The organism is Nocardiopsis sinuspersici, from assembly GCF_001998325.1.
Lineage (GTDB): Bacteria > Actinomycetota > Actinomycetes > Streptosporangiales > Streptosporangiaceae > Nocardiopsis > Nocardiopsis sinuspersici.
The window spans coordinates 747,136-765,841 of sequence record NZ_MCOK01000001.1 but is presented as its reverse complement, the minus strand read 5'-3'; the positions used below and the strand labels follow the sequence as shown (position 1 = coordinate 765,841).

At 72.3% G+C, this 18,706-nt stretch carries 16 protein-coding genes and 1 pseudogene; 3 read left to right on the top strand and 14 right to left on the bottom strand.

The window, feature by feature from the left end; all coding sequences use genetic code 11:
- Window positions 1-23: 23 nt before the first annotated feature.
- The 4 genes from NOSIN_RS03230 to NOSIN_RS03215 all read right to left on the bottom strand — a co-directional run bounded on the left by NOSIN_RS03230 (window position 24) and on the right by NOSIN_RS03215 (window position 6,170).
- The gene (locus NOSIN_RS03230; protein ID WP_077689299.1) at window positions 24-2,543 is read right to left on the bottom strand and encodes a DNA translocase FtsK; all 2,520 of its coding nucleotides are present in this window, start codon (window positions 2,541-2,543) and stop codon (window positions 24-26) included.
- Between the two features lie 246 nt (window positions 2,544-2,789).
- Complete coding sequence (locus NOSIN_RS03225) at window positions 2,790-4,475, bottom strand: ribonuclease J (protein ID WP_077689298.1); 1,686 nt, start codon at window positions 4,473-4,475, stop codon at window positions 2,790-2,792.
- Window positions 4,472-5,443 (bottom strand): 4-hydroxy-tetrahydrodipicolinate synthase, encoded by a 972-nt coding sequence (gene dapA, locus NOSIN_RS03220; RefSeq protein WP_077689297.1) that lies wholly within the window; start codon window positions 5,441-5,443, stop codon window positions 4,472-4,474. Before dapA ends, NOSIN_RS03225 begins: the two co-directional genes overlap by 4 nt.
- 346 nt (window positions 5,444-5,789) lie before the next feature.
- Window positions 5,790-6,170, bottom strand: coding sequence for a phage holin family protein (locus NOSIN_RS03215; protein ID WP_077689296.1), 381 nt, complete (start codon window positions 6,168-6,170; stop codon window positions 5,790-5,792).
- Window positions 6,171-6,268: 98 nt separating this feature from the next.
- On the opposite strand from NOSIN_RS03215, the gene NOSIN_RS03210 reads away from it, so the two are divergent.
- From NOSIN_RS03210 to NOSIN_RS03200, 3 genes are all read left to right on the top strand, one after another.
- Window positions 6,269-6,823, top strand: coding sequence for a GNAT family N-acetyltransferase (locus NOSIN_RS03210; protein WP_077689295.1), 555 nt, complete (start codon window positions 6,269-6,271; stop codon window positions 6,821-6,823).
- Window positions 6,824-6,979: 156 nt separating this feature from the next.
- Entirely contained in the window at window positions 6,980-7,852 is an 873-nt protein-coding gene (locus NOSIN_RS03205; RefSeq protein ID WP_077689294.1) for a 1,4-dihydroxy-2-naphthoate polyprenyltransferase, read from the top strand.
- Window positions 7,853-8,025: 173 nt separating this feature from the next.
- Window positions 8,026-8,709 (top strand): class I SAM-dependent DNA methyltransferase, encoded by a 684-nt coding sequence (locus tag NOSIN_RS03200; RefSeq protein ID WP_077689293.1) that lies wholly within the window; start codon window positions 8,026-8,028, stop codon window positions 8,707-8,709.
- A 55-nt stretch (window positions 8,710-8,764) separates the two neighbouring features.
- Here the strand turns inward: NOSIN_RS03200 and dapB are convergent, their stop codons facing one another.
- The 10 genes and pseudogenes from dapB to NOSIN_RS03150 form a co-directional block, all read right to left on the bottom strand.
- Entirely contained in the window at window positions 8,765-9,508 is a 744-nt protein-coding gene (dapB, locus tag NOSIN_RS03195; protein ID WP_077689292.1) for a 4-hydroxy-tetrahydrodipicolinate reductase, read from the bottom strand.
- Window positions 9,509-9,534: 26 nt separating this feature from the next.
- Complete coding sequence (gene egtD, locus NOSIN_RS03190; protein WP_077689291.1) at window positions 9,535-10,509, bottom strand: L-histidine N(alpha)-methyltransferase; 975 nt, start codon at window positions 10,507-10,509, stop codon at window positions 9,535-9,537.
- A 68-nt stretch (window positions 10,510-10,577) separates the two neighbouring features.
- Window positions 10,578-11,315 (bottom strand): ergothioneine biosynthesis protein EgtC, encoded by a 738-nt coding sequence (gene egtC, locus NOSIN_RS03185; protein ID WP_077689290.1) that lies wholly within the window; start codon window positions 11,313-11,315, stop codon window positions 10,578-10,580.
- Window positions 11,315-12,652, bottom strand: a complete 1,338-nt coding sequence (egtB, locus tag NOSIN_RS03180) for an ergothioneine biosynthesis protein EgtB (RefSeq protein WP_077689289.1) — start codon at window positions 12,650-12,652, stop codon at window positions 11,315-11,317. Before egtB ends, egtC begins: the two co-directional genes overlap by 1 nt.
- Entirely contained in the window at window positions 12,649-13,947 is a 1,299-nt protein-coding gene (gene egtA, locus NOSIN_RS03175) for an ergothioneine biosynthesis glutamate--cysteine ligase EgtA (RefSeq protein WP_077689288.1), read from the bottom strand. Before egtA ends, egtB begins: the two co-directional genes overlap by 4 nt.
- Before the next feature lie 219 nt (window positions 13,948-14,166).
- Complete coding sequence (locus NOSIN_RS26595) at window positions 14,167-14,484, bottom strand: arylamine N-acetyltransferase (RefSeq protein ID WP_143832841.1); 318 nt, start codon at window positions 14,482-14,484, stop codon at window positions 14,167-14,169.
- Between the two features lie 45 nt (window positions 14,485-14,529).
- The gene (locus NOSIN_RS03165; protein ID WP_077689286.1) at window positions 14,530-15,675 is read right to left on the bottom strand and encodes an RNA-guided endonuclease InsQ/TnpB family protein; all 1,146 of its coding nucleotides are present in this window, start codon (window positions 15,673-15,675) and stop codon (window positions 14,530-14,532) included.
- Window positions 15,676-15,750: 75 nt separating this feature from the next.
- Window positions 15,751-16,472 (bottom strand): annotated as a pseudogene (locus tag NOSIN_RS03160) (arylamine N-acetyltransferase family protein); the annotation flags it as partial.
- Between the two features lie 134 nt (window positions 16,473-16,606).
- Complete coding sequence (locus NOSIN_RS03155) at window positions 16,607-17,686, bottom strand: ABC transporter ATP-binding protein (protein WP_077689285.1); 1,080 nt, start codon at window positions 17,684-17,686, stop codon at window positions 16,607-16,609.
- Window positions 17,683-18,705 (bottom strand): ABC transporter ATP-binding protein, encoded by a 1,023-nt coding sequence (locus NOSIN_RS03150; RefSeq protein WP_077689284.1) that lies wholly within the window; start codon window positions 18,703-18,705, stop codon window positions 17,683-17,685. Before NOSIN_RS03150 ends, NOSIN_RS03155 begins: the two co-directional genes overlap by 4 nt.
- Window position 18,706 lies beyond the last annotated feature (1 nt).

Here is an 18,706-nt window from a genome sequence, read left to right as displayed (position 1 = left end):
GCCCGCCCCGTGCCCGGGGCGGGTCAGGAGCCGCGGATGTCGGCCAGGACGGCGGGAAGGTCGTCGGGGGTGACCAGCACGTCGCGGGCCTTGGACCCCTCGCTGGGACCGACCACGTCACGGCTCTCCATGAGGTCCATCAGGCGACCGGCCTTGGCGAAGCCGACGCGCAGCTTGCGCTGGAGCATGGACGTGGACCCGAACTGGGTGGTGACCACCAGCTCGACGGCCTGCAGGAGCAGGTCGAGGTCGTCGCCGACGTCCTCGTCGATCTGCTTCTTCTTGGTCTCGGGGGCGGCCACGTCCTCGCGGTAGCTGGGCGCGGACTGCTGCTTGCAGTGGTCGACGATCCCCCGGATCTCCTTCTCCGCCACCCAGGCGTTCTGGAGGCGGATGGGCTTGCCCGCGCCCATCGGCAGGAAGAGGGCGTCGCCCTTGCCGACCAGCTTCTCGGCCCCGGGCTGGTCGAGGATGACCCGGCTGTCGGACAGGCTGGAGGTGGCGAAGGCCAGGCGTGAGGGCACGTTGGCCTTGATCAGGCCGGTGACGACGTCGACGCTGGGCCTCTGGGTGGCCAGTACCAGGTGGATGCCGGCGGCGCGGGCCAGCTGGGTGATGCGCACGACGGCGTCCTCCACGTCGCGGGGGGCGACCATCATCAGGTCGGCCAGCTCGTCCACGATCACCAGCAGGTAGGGATAGGGCTCGTAGTGGCGCTCGCTGCCGGGCGGGGCGGTCAGCTCACCGGTGCGCACGGCGGCGTTGAAGTCGTCTATGTGCCGGTACCCGGAGGCTGCCAGGTCGTCGTAGCGGCGGTCCATCTCCCCCACCACCCACTGCAGGGCCTCGGCGGCCTTCTTGGGGTTGGTGATGATGGGGGTGATCAGGTGCGGGATGCCCTCGTACATGGTCAGCTCGACCCGTTTGGGGTCGACCAGGATCATCCGCACCTCGTCGGGCGTGGCGCGCATCATCAGCGAGGTGATCAGCCCGTTGATGCAGGTGGACTTACCGGCGCCGGTGGCACCGGCGACCAGCACGTGCGGCATCTTGGCCAGGTTCGCGACCACGTTGGAGCCCTCGACGTCCTTGCCCAGGCCCACCAGCATGGGGTGGTCGTCCGAGGTCGCCGCCGGGGACCGCAGCACGTCGCCCAGGCTCACGATGTCCTTGTCGGTGTTGGGGATCTCCACACCGATCGCGGACTTGCCGGGGATGGGCGACTGGATGCGCACGTCGGCGCTCTTGACGGACAGGGAGATGTTCTTGGCCAGGGCGGTGACCTTCTCGACCTTGACCGCCGGTCCCAGCTCGATCTCGTAGCGGGTCACCGTCGGACCGCGGGTGAAGCCGGTGACGTCGGCGTCGATGTTGAACTGGGTGAGCACCCCGGACAGGGCCGCCACGACCTCGTCGTTGGCCTTGGTGCGCGGCTTGGACGGGCTGCCGGGTTTGAGCATGGTCGGCGCCGGCAGCTCGTAGTCGCCCTCCACCACGCGGGAGGGGATGGTCAGCTGCTCGGTGGTGGCGGGCGCCGGCGTGGGGTCGGGGACCTTCACCTTCTTCCCGCGCGCGGACTTCCTCCCGGTCCCGGCCTCCTCGGCCGTCCCCGCCCCCGTCTCCTCGGCCCCGGCCGGCAGTGCGGCCTTCTCCTCCTCCTCGCCGGGGAGCGCGGCCTCGGGCCCACCGGACAGCACCGGGCTGTCGTAGGGGCGCTCGTGGTCGCCCGCCACGGTCCCGGCGCCCGCCTTGCGGGGCTTGCGCCCGCGCGGCTTGGCGGGCTTACCCGCCGTGTCGTCGCCCAGGATGCCGAGCCCCGAGTCGGGCCCGCCGTCGCGCTCCAGGAGCGCGGTGAACAGGGTCTGCAGGCGCTCGGGGATGCGGCGGATGGGGGTGGCGGTGACCACCAGCACGCCGAAGAGCAGCACCAGGAACAGCAGCACCCCGGTCAGCCAGGGGGTGACCACGGCGCTGAGCGGCCCGGAGGCGACGAAGCCGATGAGCCCGCCCGCCCCCTGGAGGGCCTCCAGGCCGTCGGAGGGCCGCGGGATGCCGCGGGCGATGTGGATCAGGCCCAGCAGGCCCAGCATGATCGCGGTGAAGCCGATGAACAGCCGTCCCGCGTCACCCTCCCGGCCGCTGCCGGGGGTGCGCATCAGCCTGATCGCGATCGGCAGGAACAGCAGCGGCAGGATCGGGGAGAACGTGCCGAAGCCGCCGACCACGACCATGCGGGTGTACTCCAGCAGGAGCCCCTCGCTGCGCCACCACACGGCGGCGGCGATGAGGACTCCCGCGGCGAGCAGGATCAGCCCGGCCCCGTCGCGGCGCAGGTCGGGGTCCAGGCCCCGGGCACTGCGTCCGACCGCACGGGCGGAGCCGCCGACGGTGTGCGCGACCAGCTTCCACAGCACCAGCAGGAACTGGCCGAACATGGTGACGGCGAGGGCGATCGGCCCGTCGGGCATGCGCTTCCTCGCCGCGGACCTGCGCGCGGCGGGCTTCTTGCGTCCGGAACCTCCGGAGGAGGCGCGCGTGGCCATCGGGGGTCACCTCCGGGAGGACGGGGTCGTTCGGACGGTCGGGCACGGCGGCCCGCCACGGCGAGCAGCCTACTGGGGTGTCCACGCCGTTGGCCTCCAACGGCACGGCGTGTCGTCCGAACGGGGCGGCGCGGCGGCCTTCCGCCCGGAGGCGCGGGACCCGGGCACGCGAACGGCCCGGGCGCGCCGTGGCGCGCCCGGGCCGTTCGCCGTACCGTGCTCCGGGTCAGACCCCGGTGCTCCGGGTCAGACCTCGACCAGGACGGGGATGATCATGGGACGGCGACGGTAGGTGTCGCTGACCCAGCGGCCCGTGTTGCGGCGGATGAGCTGCCGCAACTGGTGGGGGTCGTTGACCCCGTCCCGCGCCGCCTTGTCCAGGGCGTCCTGGATCCTGTCGACGACGTCGTCGTAGGCGTCCGCGCTGATGCCCGCGCCGCGGGTGTGGATCTCGGGCTCGCCCATGATCTTGCCCGTGGTGGAGTCCACGGCCACGACGACGGAGACGAAGCCCTCCTCGCCGAGGATGCGGCGGTCCTTCAGCGAGGCCTCGGTGACGTCGCCGACCGAGGAGCCGTCCACGTACACGTACCCGGCCTGCACCGCGCCGACGATCTTGGCGCGGTTCTTGTACACGTCCACGACCACGCCGTCCTCGGCGATGACGATGCGGTCCTTGGGCACGCCCGTGAGCTTGGCCAGGTCGGCGTGGGCGCGCATGTGCCGCCACTCGCCGTGCACCGGCATGAAGTTGCGCGGACGCACCATGTTGAGCACGTACAGCAGCTCGCCCGCGGGCGCGTGCCCGGACACGTGCACCAGGGCGTTGCCCTTGTGCACGACGTTGGCTCCCCAGCGGGTCAGGCCGTTGATCACCCGGTTGACCGAGTTCTCGTTGCCCGGGATCAGGGAGGAGGCGAGCAGCACGGTGTCGCCCTGCTCGATCCGGATCTGGTGGTCGCGGTTGGCCATCCGGCTGAGCGCCGCCATCGGCTCGCCCTGCGAGCCGGTGCAGACCATGAGCACCTCTTCGGGGCGCACCTGGTCGAGCTGCTTGGCGTCGATGATGGTGTCACCGGGAACGCTCAGGTAGCCCAGGTCGCGCGCGATGTTCATGTTGCGGACCATGGACCGGCCCACGAACGCGATCTTGCGCCCGTGCTGGACGGCGGCGTCGATAACCTGCTGGACACGGTGCACGTGCGAGGCGAAACAGGCCACCACGATGCGCTTCTCGGCCTGCCGGAACACCTTGTCGATGGCCTCGGTCAGGTTGCGCTCGTTGATGATGAAGCCGGGCTGCTCGGCGTTGGTGGAGTCCGACAGCAGCAGGTCGACGCCCTCGTCGCCGAACCGGGCGAAGCCCGCCAGGTCGGTCAGGCGTCCGTCCAGCGGCAGCTGGTCCATCTTGAAGTCGCCGGTGTGCAGCACCGTCCCGCCCGGGGTGCGGATGCCCACGGCGAGCGCGTCCGGGATGGAGTGGTTGACCGCGAAGAACTCCAGGTTGAAGGGGCCGCAGTCGTGCCGCTCCCCCTCCTCCACCAGGACGGTCTCCGGCTTGATGCGGTGCTCGCCCAGCTTGGCGGTGATCAGCGCCAGGGTGAGCTTGGAGCCGACGAGCGGGATGTCGGGCCGCTCGCGCAGCAGGAACGGCACACCGCCGATGTGGTCCTCGTGCCCGTGGGTGAGCACGATCGCCTCGACGTCGTCGAGCCGGTCCCGGATGTGGTCGAAGTCCGGCAGGATCAGGTCGACGCCGGGCTGCTCCTCCTCCGGGAAGAGCACGCCGCAGTCCACGATGAGCAGGCGTCCGCCGTACTCGAAGACCGTCATGTTGCGGCCGATCTCGCCGAGGCCGCCCAGGGGGACGACGCGCAGTGCGCCCTTGCCCAGGGGCGGCGGCGGACCCAGCTCGGGGTGCGGATGACTCATACGGATCCCTCCGTGAGGCGCTCGACGCGCACGGCGCTGGCGGGGACGGCCTGGTGTGGGGCGAGGCCGATGGGGCCCTTGACGCCCGCGGCGGCCAGGTCCTCGCGGAGGAGGGCCTGGAGCTCGGACGAGGCGTCGGCGAGCGGTGTGCGCACCGGGCCCGAAGGCAGCCCGAACAGGTTGAGCACGGCCTTGGTGGTGATGACGCCCTGCGTACGGAACATACCGGTGTAGACCGGGGTGAGGCGGCGGTGGATGGCCAGGGCCTGGCCGACCTCGCCCTTCTCGAAGGCGTCGATCATGTCGCGCAGGTCGGAGCCGACGATGTGGCCCACGACGCTGACGAACCCGGCGGCGCCGACGGACAGCAGCGGCAGGTTGAGGATGTCGGTGCCGCAGTAGAAGGCCAGGTCGGTGCGCTCCATGACCCAGGAGCTGGCGCCGACGTTGTCCTTGGCGTCCTTGTTGGCCACGATGCGCGGGTGCTCGGCCAGCCGGACCAGGGTCTCGGAGGCGATCGGCGTCCCGGTGCGGTGCGGGATGTCGTAGAGCATGACCGGCAGGTCGGTGGCGTCGGCGATCGACGTGAAGTGCCGGATGAGGCCTTCCTGCGGCGGCTTGTTGTAGTACGGAGTGACCGTCAACAGGCCGTGCGCCCCCGCCTTCTCGGCCGCCTTGGCCAGCCTGATGCTGTGGCGGGTGTCGTTGGTACCGACCCCGGCGACGACCGTGGCGCGGTCGCCGACGGACTCCACGACGGCTCTGAGAAGGCGGTCCTTCTCGTCGTCGCTGGTCGTGGGCGACTCACCGGTGGTGCCGCTGATGATGAGCCCGTCGTTGTGCTGCTCGTCGACGAGGTAGGCGGCCAGTCTGGCCGCGCCCTCGTAGTCGAGCTCCCCGTCTTCGAGCATCGGGGTGACCATCGCGGTCAGCATCTTGCCGAACGGGCGGTTCTTGGTGTCCACCATCGTGTGTGAAAGGCGTGCGGACCGCCGCCCGCGGGCGGTGGGGTCCGTGGTAGCCCCTCCTCCTCTCGGTGTGCGTCGGCAGCTGTGGACGTCCCGTGTCTTCTTCTTTCGTGCACGGGTGGGCGGCACTGCGTGTCCGCCACCGCGACCGGCGTGTACACGACGGTCGCGGGAAAGATCTGGGGTGCCCCTGGGGGCGCGGGATCCGGCTCCCGCCAGGCCACCGTCCTCGTGGGTCGAGGTTGATGGCTCCGAGAATGTGAACCTACCCGTCCCGGGCCCGTACCATCCGGACGGGCCCGGGGTCCGCACGCAGGTCAGGGCGGACGGGAGGGTTGTGTGACTGCTAGTCGTCCCCGCCGTCGGGAAGGAACATGCTCAGCAGCCAGCTCACGATGGTGACGACTATCGCGCCCCAGAAGGCGGGCCAGAACCCCTCGATGTGGAAGGGCAGGTCGAACAGCCCGGCGATCCAGTCCGTGAGCAGGAGCAGGAGTGCGTTCACCACCAGGCCGATCAGGCCCAGTGTCAGAGCGTAGAACAAGCACCCGACTGCTTTGACGATCGGTTTGATAATCGCGTTGACCACGCCGAAGATCGCGCCGACGGCGAGGTAGACCAGGATCTGTCCGACCGTGTCCTGCGCCGTGACGTTGATCCCGTCGATCAGAAAGACAGCCGCCCAAAGGGCGAGCGCGTTCACGATAACTCTGATAATGAGGCTCACAAGGTAGATGTTCCCATGCCGTGGCAAGGTCCGGGAACTCCGGTGTAGGTGACCTTGCCGTCAGGCGTGTCGCAGCCCCCCTCGAAGGAGATTCCACCGTGTCCAGTGCCCAGTTCGTCCGCCCCGCCCGTGCCTCCGACGTGGACACCGTCGTCGACGTCCAGGTGGCCTCCTGGCGGGCGGTGTACGGGGCGCTGCTGCCCGAGGACGTGGCCGACGCGCTGGGCGGTGAGGAGGCCCGTGAACAGTTCCGGGAGCAGTGGACCGCGGCCCTGCAGTCCCCGCCCACCTCCAGGCACAGGCTGGTGGTGTCCACCGACGAGGTCGGCGGGGTGCGGACGGTGACCGGTTTCGCGGCGTTCGGCCCGGCCGGGGACCCGGACGTGTGGCCCGCCACGGACGCGGAGGTCTTCGCCCTGCACGTGGACCCCGACCGGGCGCGCCAGGGACACGGCAGCCGCCTGGTGAACGCGTGTGTGGACCACCTGGTGGACGACGGCTTCACCACCGTGCACGTGTGGGTGCCCGAGGCCGACAACGCGCTGCGCGCGTTCTTCGAGGCCTCCGGGTGGCGCCCGGACGGCGCCCGCCGCGAGATCGACATGGGAAGGCTGCTCCCGATGGTGCGCCTGCACGCGGCGATCTCCCGCTGAGCCGCCCGCCCCGCCGCCCGCCCCGCCGCCGGCCCGGCACGGCACGGATGGGCGGACGCGGGTTGGGGACCGCTCTGGGCAGGCACTACCTTGGGGTGGTTGTCTCGGCGCGCACCGGGTGGTACGCGCCGTCGTCGAGCGGGGAGGGACCGGCGCGTGGCCACGGTCAGTGAATGGGTCTCGGGGCTGCGTCCCCGTACACTTCCGAACTCCGTCGTGCCGGTGGCGGTCGGCACGGCCCTGGCCGTCGCCCTGGACGGGTTCGTCTGGTGGAAGGCGCTGCTGGCCCTGGCGGTGTCCATGGCGCTGCAGGTCGGCGTGAACTTCGCCAACGACTACAGCGACGGCGTGAAGGGCACCGACACCGAGGAGCGGACGGGCCCGGTCCGCCTGACCGCGACCGGCCTCGCCGCGCCGGGACAGGTGCTGGCGGCGGCCCTGGGCAGCTTCGCCCTCGCCGGTGCGGTCGGCCTGGTCCTGGTGGCGACCTCGTCGTGGTGGCTGCTGCTGGTGGGCGCCCTGGCGATCGCGGCGGCCTGGTACTACACCGGCGGCCGCGCCCCGTACGGGTACCGGGGCCTGGGCGAGGTCTCGGTGTTCGTGTTCTTCGGCGTGGTGGCCGTGGTGGGCACGGTGTTCGTGCAGCTCGGCTCGGCGCCGTGGCAGGCGTGGGTGGCGTCGGTGCCGGTGGGGCTGCTGTCCTGCTCGGTACTGGTGATCAACAACCTGCGCGACATCCCGACCGACCGCGAGACCGGCAAGATCACCCTGGCCGTGCGGCTGGGCGAGGCGGGCACCCGGCGCCTGTACGCGGGGGCGATCGTGGTCGCCTACGCGGCGGCGCTGGCGCTGACCCCGGTGTCCTGGTGGACGCCGCTGGTCCTCTTGTCGGTACCGCTCGCGGCGTCGCCGGTGCGGCGCGTGCTGGGCGGCCAGGCCGGCCGCGACCTGGTGCTGGGCCTGGGAGAGACCGGCAAGCTGCAGATGGCCTTCGGCCTGCTGCTCTCGGTCGCGCTCTTGCTGGGCTGACCGCGGTGCTCCCCGGGGCCCGCGAAGGCCCCGGAGGCCTCCGGCCGGCGGCGGCTCCCGGGCCGACACGCCGGACGGCCGACCGCACAGCGGTCTCCCGCTTCGCCGGAGCACAGTAGGATGCGGCCCCACCCCAGACAGGCGCGTACGACACGGCAGAGAGAGATGACACCGTGCCCAGTGAGAACACCGCCCCCGACCCCCTCGAACAGGCTCCGGACCCGCAGGCGTGGGCGGAGCGCTCGGCCCGGCAGGCCGCCGCGTTCGACGCGATCGGGGAACGCTACGACGAGGCCTTCCCCCGGAAGGAGGGCCAGGAGGAGCGGGTACGGCGGCTGCTGGACCTCCTGCCGCCCGACGCGCACGTACTCGACCTGGGATCGGGCACGGGTCTGCCCACCACCAGACAGCTGGCGGCCGCCGGCGCGCGGGTCACCGGCTACGAGATCTCCGGGCGGATGATCGAGATCGCCCGTCGGAACGTGCCGGAGGCGACGTTCGTCCAGGCCGACATCCTCGACCTGGAACCGGCGGAGGCCTCCTACGACGCCATCGTGGCGTTCTTCTCCCTGCTGTGCCTGCCCAAGGCACGCATCCCCGAGGCGCTGAGCCGTATCCGCGCCTCCCTGACGCCGGGCGGGCTGCTGTGCCTGTCCATGGTGGAGGCCGACCTGGACGACGCTGCGATCCCGTTCCTGGGCTCGGACATCCGGGTGTCGGGCTACCCGCGCGAGGAGCTGCGCCGGGTGGTGGCGGGGGCCGGGCTGATCGTGGAGGACGAGCGGGTCGTCTCCTACGAGCCCGAGGGCGCCCGGCCCGAGGTCCAGGTGTTCCTCACCTGCCGCCGCGGCGCGTAGACGCCCCGGGAGGGCGCTGGGAGGGCCGCGCCCGGCACGGGGGGCGGCCCTTCTCCTAGTCCAGGCCGAGGAGGGCGTCCAGGCCCACGGTGAGCGGCTCGGACAGGTCGGCCACCCCCCGCACGCCCAGCAGCACGCCCGGCATGAAGGAGGTGCGGTTCATCGAGTCGTGCCGGATCTTGAGGGTCTCCCCGTCCGTGCCGAACACGACCTCCTGGTGGGCGATGAGCCCGGCGATGCGCAGCGCGTGCACGCGCACGCCCTCCACGTCGGCGCCGCGGGCACCGGGGATCTCGGAGGTGGTGGCGTCGGGCATGGGCGCGGCCGCGGCCTCGCGGCGGGCCTCGGCGACCAGCTCGGCGGTCCGGTAGGCGGTGCCGCTGGGGGCGTCGGCCTTGCCCGGGTGGTGCAGCTCGATGATCTCGGTGGAGTCGAAGTACGGCGCGGCCTTGCGCGCGAAGTGCATCATCAGCACGGCGGCGATGCCGAAGTTCGGGGCGACCAGCACCTTGGACCCGGGTGCGGCGGCCTGCATGGCGCGCACGCGTTCCAGCTTGGCCTCGTCGAAGCCGCTGGTGCCCACGACGGCGTGGATCCCGTGGCCGATGAGCCACTCCAGGTTGTCCATCACCGCCTCGGGGTGGGTGAAGTCGACGACGCAGTCGGCCCCCAGCACCGCGCTCCGGTCGTCGGCGCTGTCCACGCCCGCGACGAGTTCCATGTCGTCGGCGCCCTGAACCGCCCTGACGACCTCTGACCCCATGCGCCCGTCGGCGCCGAAAACTCCTACCTTGAACACGGCATGAGCGTACCGGAACGGGAGGGTCAGCGGACCGAGGCCAGGGCGAGCGCGAAGTCCCCGTCCGGGTCGGTCCACCAGTGGACGAGGTCGAACCCGGCGGCGTCCAGCTCGGCGGCCAGGCCCTCCCTGCGGAACTTGGCCGAGATCTCGGTGAGCATCTCCTCCCCCGCGGCGAAGTCGACCTCCAGGCCCAGGCCGGCGATCCGGACGCGCTGGTCGGTCCGGGAGCGCAGCCGCATCTCGATCCACTCCCGCTCGGCGTTCCAGCGCGCCAGGTGGTCGAAGGCGGCGGGGTCGAAGTCGGCGCCGAGCTTGTGGTTGATGACGTTGAGGACGTTGCGGTTGAAGGCCGCGGTGATCCCCTGGGCGTCGTCGTAGGCGGCGACCAGGCGGGCGGCGTCCTTGACCAGGTCGACGCCGAGCAGCAGCGAGTCGCCGTGGCCGAGGACGCCGCGGACGTCCCGGAGGAAGGCGGCGCGCGGACCGGGCTCCTGGTTGCCGATGGTGGAGCCGAGGACGGCCAGGAGCCGGCGCTCACCGGCCGAGGCGACCGGCAGCAGGCCGAGGTGCTCCTCGAAGTCCCCGACGACGGCGTGCACGTCCAGCCCGGGGTGGTCGTCGGCGACGCGGCGGGCGGAGGAGGCGAGGAAGTCGCCGCTGACGTCGACGGGCACGAAGCGGTTGAGGCGGCCGTGGTCGCCCATGGCCTCCAGCAGGAGCCGCGTCTTGATCCCCGAGCCGGAGCCGAGCTCGATGAGCGCCTCGGCGTCCGCCGACTCGGCGACCGCGTCGGCCCGCAGCTCCAGGATGGCGCGTTCGGCGCGGGTGGGGTAGTACTCGGGCAGCGCGGTGATCTCCTCGAACAGGGCGCTGCCGCGCTCGTCGTAGAACCACTTGGGCGGGAGCCGCTTGGGCCGTGCGCTCAGCCCCTCGGCCACGTCCGCGCGCAGGGCCTTGTCGAGGTCGTCGGCGGTCAGGTTGCGGTCGATCCGGAACATGGTGCCTCCTGCGTCCCGGGCTGGTCCGGGACGGGACGGGTGCGGTTGCGGAAGGTGGAGGGGTCCCCTCAGCCCAGCGGGTGGATCTCGGTGCGCTCCCCCGTGGCCACGACCACCGAGTCGTCGGGGACCTCGCGCCAGCCGGGTGCGTCGTCGAAGGGCTCCGAGGCGAGGAAGACCCCTCCACCGGGCTCGCGCAGGGTGAACAGGGTGTCCCCGGCGGCCGTGCCGACGAGCGCGCCGCCGTCGCTGGCCAGCAGGTTGTAGCGGCCCCCGGAGTGCTCGCGGGCCTGGCGGACCACGCCGGCCAGGGCTCCGGGCAGGTCGCCCGAGGCCCGCCACAGCCGCACGGTGTGCGCGAACAGGGGCGCGGAGTCCAGGGCGGCACGGGCGTCCAGCACACCTCGCGGCGGAGGCGAGGAGAACGCCGCGGCGAGCGCCTCGTCGTCCTTGACCGCGCCGTTGTGGCTGAACAGCAGCCGGTCGGCCCGGAAGGGCTGGGCACCCGACTCCTCGGAGCCGAACCCGGGGGTGGCGTCGCGGACGGCGGCCACCACGCACCCGGAGGTGATGGCGCGGGCGGCGTCGGCGAAGGACGCGTCGCCCCACATGGGCATGGCCCGGCGGTAGCGCAGCGGCTCGGCGTCCTGCCGGGGATACCAGCCGACGCCGAACCCGTCGGCGTTGACGGTGCCGTACCTCTGCATGCGCGGTGCCCAGGACTGGACGTACAGCGACCGGGGCGCCGCGTACAGCAGCTCGTGCACCGTGCGCGGCGGCCCCAGGTAGGCGAGGTGGCGGCACATCAGGCGGGTTCCGCGTCGCGTGCGCAGCGGAAGCCGCTGAAGATCTGCCGCCGGACCGGGTGGTCCCAGTTGCGGAACGTGGACCGGGCGGCGGTGGGGTGGGTGGCCCAGGAGCCGCCCCGCAGCACCTTGTACCCGTCGTCGAAGAAGGCCTCCGAGTACTCGCGGTACGGGAAGGCCCTGAACCCGGGGTAGCCGGTGAAGGTGGTGGAGGTCCACTCCCACACGTCGCCGACCAGCTGCTGCACGCCCAGCGGGGAGGCGCCTTCGGGGTGGCGCCCCGCCGGGGAGGGGCCCAGCCTGCGCCGGCCCAGGTTGGCGTGGTGGGGCCCCGGTTCGGTCTCCCCCCACGGGTAGCGGCGGGAACGGCCGGTGCGCGGGTCGAAGCGGGCGGCCTTCTCCCACTCGGGTTCGCTCGGCAGCCGCTTGCCCGCCCAGGCGGCGTAGGCCCGCGCCTCGTGGAAGCTGACGTGCTGCACGGGCTCGTCGTCGGGCACCATCTCGCGGCGGCCGAACCTGCGGCGGGACCACCCGTCGCCCTCGCGGGCCCAGAAGGCCGGGGAGAGGGCGCCCCTCTCCTCCCGCCACTCCCATCCCTCGGGGGTCCACCAGCGGCGGTCCTGGTAGCCGCCGTCGTCCATGAACTCCCGGTAGGCCGCGTTGGTGACGGGCGCGGTGTCGATCCAGTAGGGACCCAGGTCGACGGTGCGGGCCGGGCGCTCGTTGTCGTAGGCCCAGGGGTCGTCGTCGGTGCCCATGGTGAACTCGCCCTCGGGCACGAGCACCTCCTTCTGGGCGGGCGGGCGCAGCATGGCGACGTCGGCGGTCTCCTCCAGCAGGACGGGCTCGCCCTTGCGGAGCTGGTGGGTGGCGAGCATGGTCTCACCGTGCTGGTGCTCGTGCTGGATGACCAGGTGGTAGACGAGTCCCGCCTCCAGCAGGGGGGACCGGTCGCCGCGCGGTCCGGGCACACCGAGGTCGGCCGAGTCCAGGACGTCGAGCACCTCCCCGCGTACCCGGTCGTTGTACGCACGGGCCTCGTCCGGGCGCAGCAGCGGCAGGCTGACACGTTCGGCGCGCGAGTTCTCGAAGGCGTCGTAGAGGCCGTCGATGTCGGGGCGCAGCGCCTCGCGCCCCCCGGCCGCGCGCAGCAGCCACTGCTCCTCGTAGTTGCCGACGTGCGCCAGGTCCCACACCAGCGGCGACATCAGGGGCGAGTGCTGGGCGAGCAGCTCCTCCTCGTCGAGGGCGTCGAGCGTCAGCCCGTTGCTGCTGGCCCTGCTGCGGTCGAGTTCGGCGGCGATGCGCTCCTTGGCGCGCTCCTGTGCGTGGTTCACCGTGCTCCTCCAGCGTGTCCGGAGTCGGGACCCGCGGACCGCTCCGCGGGCTGCCGCCCGCGCACCGGGCGCGGTGCGGGCACGCGCGGCCGCGTCCGGGCGGGGCTGGTCCCCCGCCGCGTGTAGCGGTCGGCGTAGTCGTTGACCAGGACGGACAGGGCGGCGGCGCCCATGCGCGGCAGTGCCTCGACGGCGGCGTCGAAGCAGGTCCGGGCGCACCGGGCGACCTCGGGGTCGGTGATGCCGTGCTGGGCGGACCGCATCCACAGGCGGCGGTCGGGGAAGCGCCCCCGGCACAGCCTCTCGGTGGACTCCTCCGCCACGGCCCGGGCGCGGGGGTCGTCGACCAGGGCGGCGGCGAGCGCCACCGGGACCGGCCACCAGTGCGTGGGGAGCGCGTCGATCATGCGCAGCTCCCACCAGCCGCGCGGGCGCACGGGCGGGAAGAGCGTACTGAGGTGGAAGTCCAGGTCGGCGCGGGTGATCGGACGGGGCCCCTGCCCGTCGATCCACTGGGCGAGGGTGACGCCGGGGTCCGCGGTCCAGGAGGTGCCCGTGTCGGTGCACGCCGGGACCGCCATGACGTTCGCGGCCAGCGCGTACTCGGCCCACGCCGTGGCGGGGTCGGGGTGGCTGCCCTCGTCCAGGACCGGCCGGGTCCGGGTGGAGTCGATGGTCGCCCAGATGGCCCAGCGGGTGGACTCCCAGCCGGTGGGACGGCCCCGCCAGAAGGCGGAGTTGGCGAAGGCGGCGACGAGCACGGGGCCGAGCCGGTGGCTGAGCTCCCAGCGGGCGCGGACGTCGGCGGCGTCCGCGCCGATGTCCAGGCACACCTGGAGCGAGGCGGTGCTGCACATCATGGTGTGGCCGCCGGAGTACCGGTGGTTGGCGAAGAACCGCTCCATGGCCGTGTAGCGGGGCTCCCGGAGCTGGAGCCGCGGCGGGCGCGCGGTGTCGAGCGCGGTCTCCACCAGGTGCAGCCCGGATTCGGCGAGGGTCTTGCCGATGTGGCCCAGGTCGGCCGAGAGCGCCTCGTGCGCCCGCGCCGGTCCTGGGAGGGCGGGCGAGCTGAGTTCGAGCTGTCCGCCGGGTTCGAAGGTGATGCGGCTCCCCCCGGGCGGGGGGCCGCCCGCCTCCACCAGCGCCGCGAGGCGGTCGACGGAGACGGGTGCGTCCGGGTCGGCCAGGTCGGTGACCAGCCACTCGGTCTCGGCGCCGACCTTTCCGGGAGGGCCGGTCTTGAAGCAGATGCCGTTGATGTACTCGTGAACGTCTTCCGTGGTCATCCGGGCCATGGGCTACCCCCTCGACAGCGGTCATCCCTGCCGGATGACGCCTGACGATTCCAAGTCCTGCCCACGACGACGTCAGACGGAACGCGTGTAATGCCCACGAATCTCCGAAGAAGTCAGGACACTCCCGATACGAACGACGTGCACCGGAATCGGGAGGCCAGGTGGTAGAGGCCTTCGCGGTGGGTGGGCGGGCCCCCACCCACCGGCGTGTGACGACCCTCACATTCCGGTGAACTCCCGGAGCCGCTCCTCGACGACGGCCCGTTCCTCCTGGTCGAGGACGATGCCGAACACCTCCTCCAACAGCCGCCCCACCTCTTCGACGGGCACCTCGCGCTCCTCGCTGGTGCCGTCGGGCGCGGAGACGGTCAGGGTGGTGTCCGTCAGCCGGTGCTGGAGGCCCGGACCGGTGTACTGGGCCACCAGCCCGCCCCGGAACGGCGAGCGCGGGTGGCCGACCAGGTGGTGGGTCAGCTTCTCGGCCGTGAACGACCGAGCTTGCAGTTGAACACCTGACTGGCTGCCAGGAACATCCACCGCGTCTGACCCGCGAACCCAGGGGAACGCGGGTGGGACGTGTGACTACCGCCCCGCGTCCCACACGTCCTGGCTCCGACGGGCCAGGACACGGGAAGCGTTCCGGTCCGCGTGCGCAACGACACCACACGACCGGCAGGTGAACACAGCCTGGGAGATCCGGTTGTGCCGGTGGGTGCAGGAACACTCGGCGCACTCCTGGGAGGAGTAGGCCGGATTCACGAACACCACTGGCACACCGGCCCGCTTGGACTTGTAGGAGATGAAGCCCGCGAGTTGGGCGAAGGCCCAGGAATGCAACGCGACCCGTTGGGGCTTTCTCTGCCGTACCCTCTGCCGGATGCCCGTGAGGTCTTCCAGGGCGATTCCGCGCAAGGTGCGTTCGGCCTCGGCCACGATGCGTTTGGAAATCCGGTGGTTGGCGTCCCGGGAACGGCGGGACTCCTTACGGCGCTGACGTTTGAGCAGCCGCCTGGTGGACTTGGTGCCTTTCTTCTGCAATTTCTGGCGCAGGCGCTGCTGTCGTCGGCGGTACCGGTTGGGTTTACGCCCGGCTAGGACCTGCCCGTCGCTGGTGGTGGCGATGTTGACGATCCCCAGGTCCACCCCGAGGAAGGAGCCGGGCTCGATCTCGGGGGCGTCAGGGACGTCGACGGTGACCGCCAGGAACCAGGTGCCGTCCCGGCAGAGCAGGTCGGCCTCGCCGTGTTTGTACTCGGCCAGGGCCTTGATCTGGTCGGTTGATCCGGCGAACGGCACGTCCTTCAACCGGCCCTGGAAGGTCCACAGCGAGATCGTGCGCGCATCCAGGGCGAAGGACAGGTTGCGCGCATCATAGGGGTGCCCGGAGTCGGGGCGAAAGGTAATGGGCCTGGACTCGATCCGCTCCCGGCGCACCGAACCCTTCGGGCCGTAGTTGCCGTGGTTCAGGTTCGAGCGGCGGGTGCGGTAGGCGTCGCACACTTTCTTGATGGTGTGCTGGGCGGCCTGAGACCCCACCCCGGCCTCGCGCAACTGCTGGTAGGTGTGCTTGCGCAGCTCATAGTTGCGCGTCACCCCGCATTCGTGGGCCACCTGCGCCACCCAGGTGGCGTGGGTGTTGAGATCGCGCAGGGTCGACTCCAGCACCGTGGCCTGCTCGGGCGACGGCGTGAGCTTGAGCTGCACGACGATCTTCGACACACCCACCATCATGCAACCGGCCAGTGACAGAACGCAGCCAAAAGCAGCCCGGTGTGACCCCCGTCACCAGAGGACCGGTGTGGTTTGCGCGGCGATGCCTCCCGGGGCTTCAGCTCCGGGGCTCCTCGCCAAAGCGAAGCTGAAGATCGCGTAGTCCTGGCGCACCGCCGCGGCGGTGGCGAAGGAGTACTGCGGGCGCCACTCCCGTCCGTCGAAGGAGCGCAGCAGCCACTCGTCCTCGCCCACCTCCGCCACACGGTCCAGGCGCAGCCCCCACCCTCCCTGGACCTCCTGGTGGCCGTCGGTGAGGGGACCGGTTCGAGCAGGCCCCCGCCGCCGAAGCCGACGTCGGCCAGCCAGGGCCCCTCGTCCAGGTCCACGCGTAGCAGGGAGTGGGTGGAGGGCCGGGGACCTCCGGTCGCACCGGACAGGACCCGGGCGGCGAACCCGGTGACCGCGAAGCCCAGGCGGTCGAGCACGGCCGCCAGCAGGAGGTTCTGCTCTTAGCAGTATCCGCCCCTGCGCCGGCGGACCATCTTGTCCACCAGCGAGGGCACGTCCAGCGGGATCGTGCGCCCCAGGACGATCTGAAGGTTCTCGAAGGGGATGGCGGCCAGGTGGGCGCGGTGTACGGCGCGCAGGGTGTCCAAGGTGGGCGGCAGGTCGCCGGACAGGCCCACACGGGCCAGGTAGGCGTCCAGGTCCAGCTCCGCGCCGTGCCAGAAGTCGCGGTCGGTGGTGAAGCGCTCGGGGCGTGGTGCCGGAGCGGAGACGTCGGGGCCGGGGATGACGGTTTCAGATGGCATGTCGGTCCTGAACCGGGTCCGCGAAAGCGCTGTTCCGCTGCGGCTCCCCCTCTCCGTGGCCGGATCCGGTCATGGAGGACAGGTGTGTCCGGTGTGTTCGCGGAGACGTCCGCGGCCGGTGCCCCGCCCCGGCCTCAACCGGTGTCCGCCTCCCGGCCGCGGATCCGTCCGGCCGTGTCGGCCGCCGCCCAGTGGCAGGCCACCCGCCGCTCGGCGCCGCCCTCCAGGATCGCCGGGTCCTCGGTGCGGCAGCGGTCGGCGACCCCCGCGCGCTCGGCCTCGCCCGAGGCCAGCACCGGGCAGCGCGGATGGAACCGGCACCCCCGGGGCACGCGCTTGGGGTCCGGCGGCTCGCCGGACAGCACCACCGGCTCGCCCTCCGCGTCCGGCAGCACCGACAGCAGCGCCCGGGTGTAGGGATGGGCCGGCGCGGCCAGCACCTCCTCCACCGTGCCCAGCTCCACCACCCTGCCCAGGTACATCACCGCGACCCGGTCGGCGATGTTCCACGCCAGTCCCAGGTCGTGCGTGGCCACCAGGGCCGACAGCCCCAGGCCGGCGCGCAGGTCCAGGATCAGGCGCAGGATCTCGCCGCGCACCGACGCGTCCAGGGAGGCCACCGGCTCGTCGGCCACCAGCACCTCGGGGCCCAGCACCAGCGCACCCGCGATCACCACGCGCTGGCGCTGGCCCCCGGACAGCTCGTGCGGGTAGCGGGGGAAGAACCGCTCCGGCGGGCGCAGGCCCGCCTCGGCCAGTGCCGCGCCGACCCGGTCGGACTCGTCGGCGGTGGTGCCCCCGTGGATGCGCAGACCCTCGGCCACGGACTCGTAGACGGTGCGGCGCGGGTTGAGCGAACCGGTGGGGTCCTGCTGCACCAGTTGCACCCGGCGCCGGTAGCGGCGCATGTCGCGGGAGCCGTAGCGCAGTGGGACTCCCTCGAACACCACGTCGCCGCCGGTGGGCCGCTCCAGGCCCAGCAGGGTCCGGGCCAGCGTGGTCTTGCCGCAGCCGGACTCCCCCACCAGCGCCACGATCTCCCCCGCGGCGATGTCGAGGTTGACGCCGTCCACGGCACGGGCGGTGCCCCGTCCGCCGCCGGGGGCGAACCCGGCCGCGAAGGCGACCTCCACCCCCCTGGCGCTCAGGACGGGGACGGTTCCCTCCCCGGACGTGGGCGGGGTCTCGTGGGAGTCGGTCTCGGTGGTGCTCAAGGGCGCTTCTCCTCTGTGGGGGCGGCCGTCAGCGGTCGGGCGGGACCCACGTGCACGCACGCCGCCTGCCGGGTGGAGGCGCCCTCGGCGTCGGGGTCCACCGGCCACAGGGGCGGGTCGACCGTGGCGCACACGGTCTCGGCCACCGCGCAGCGCGGCCGGAAGACGCAGCCCGGGGACCGGTCCGCCGGATCGGGCGGGTCGCCGGGCAGGCCCCGTGGCGCCAGGCGCGAGGCCGGGTCGCCGATGCGGGGGAAGGCCGCGCTGAGCGCGTCGGCGTAGGGGTGCGCGGGCTCGTGCACGACCTCCCGGGCCGGTCCCTGCTCCACGATCCGCCCCGCGTACATGATCGCGACCCGGTCGCAGGTGGAGGACAGCACGGACAGGTCGTGGCTGATCATCAGCATGCCGATGCCGTGTTCGGCGACCAGCCGCTTCAGCAGGGTCAGGATCTGCGCCTGGATCATCACGTCCAGGGCGGTGGTGGCCTCGTCGGCGATGACCAGGCGGGGCTCGCACGCCAGCGCCATGGCGATCATGACCCGCTGGCGCTGGCCTCCGGACAGCTGGTGGGGGTAGTCGCGGTACCGGGAGTCGGGCAGGCCTACCTGCTCCAGGAGCGCGGTGACCCGTGCGGGCACCTCCCCGGCGGGGACCGTGCCGTGGACGGCCATGGGCTCGGCGATCTGGTCGCCGATCCGCCGGACCGGGTTGAGCGAGTGCATGGCGCCCTGGAAGACGATGGAGGCGCCCGCCCAGCGGACCGCGCGCAGGCGGCCCCAGCGCATGTCGAGGACGTTCTCGCCCTCCAGGAGCACCTCGCCGGTGACACCGGCGGTCCCGGGCAGCAGGCGCAGCAGGGCCAGGGCGACGGTGGACTTGCCGCTGCCGGACTCCCCCGCCAGGCCCAGGGTGCCGCCGGGGTCCAGGGCCAGGTCCACGCCGCGTACGGCGGGGACGTCGCCGCCGCCGGTGCGGTAGGTGACGCACAGGTCGCGGACGTCGAGCAGGGAGGTCAAC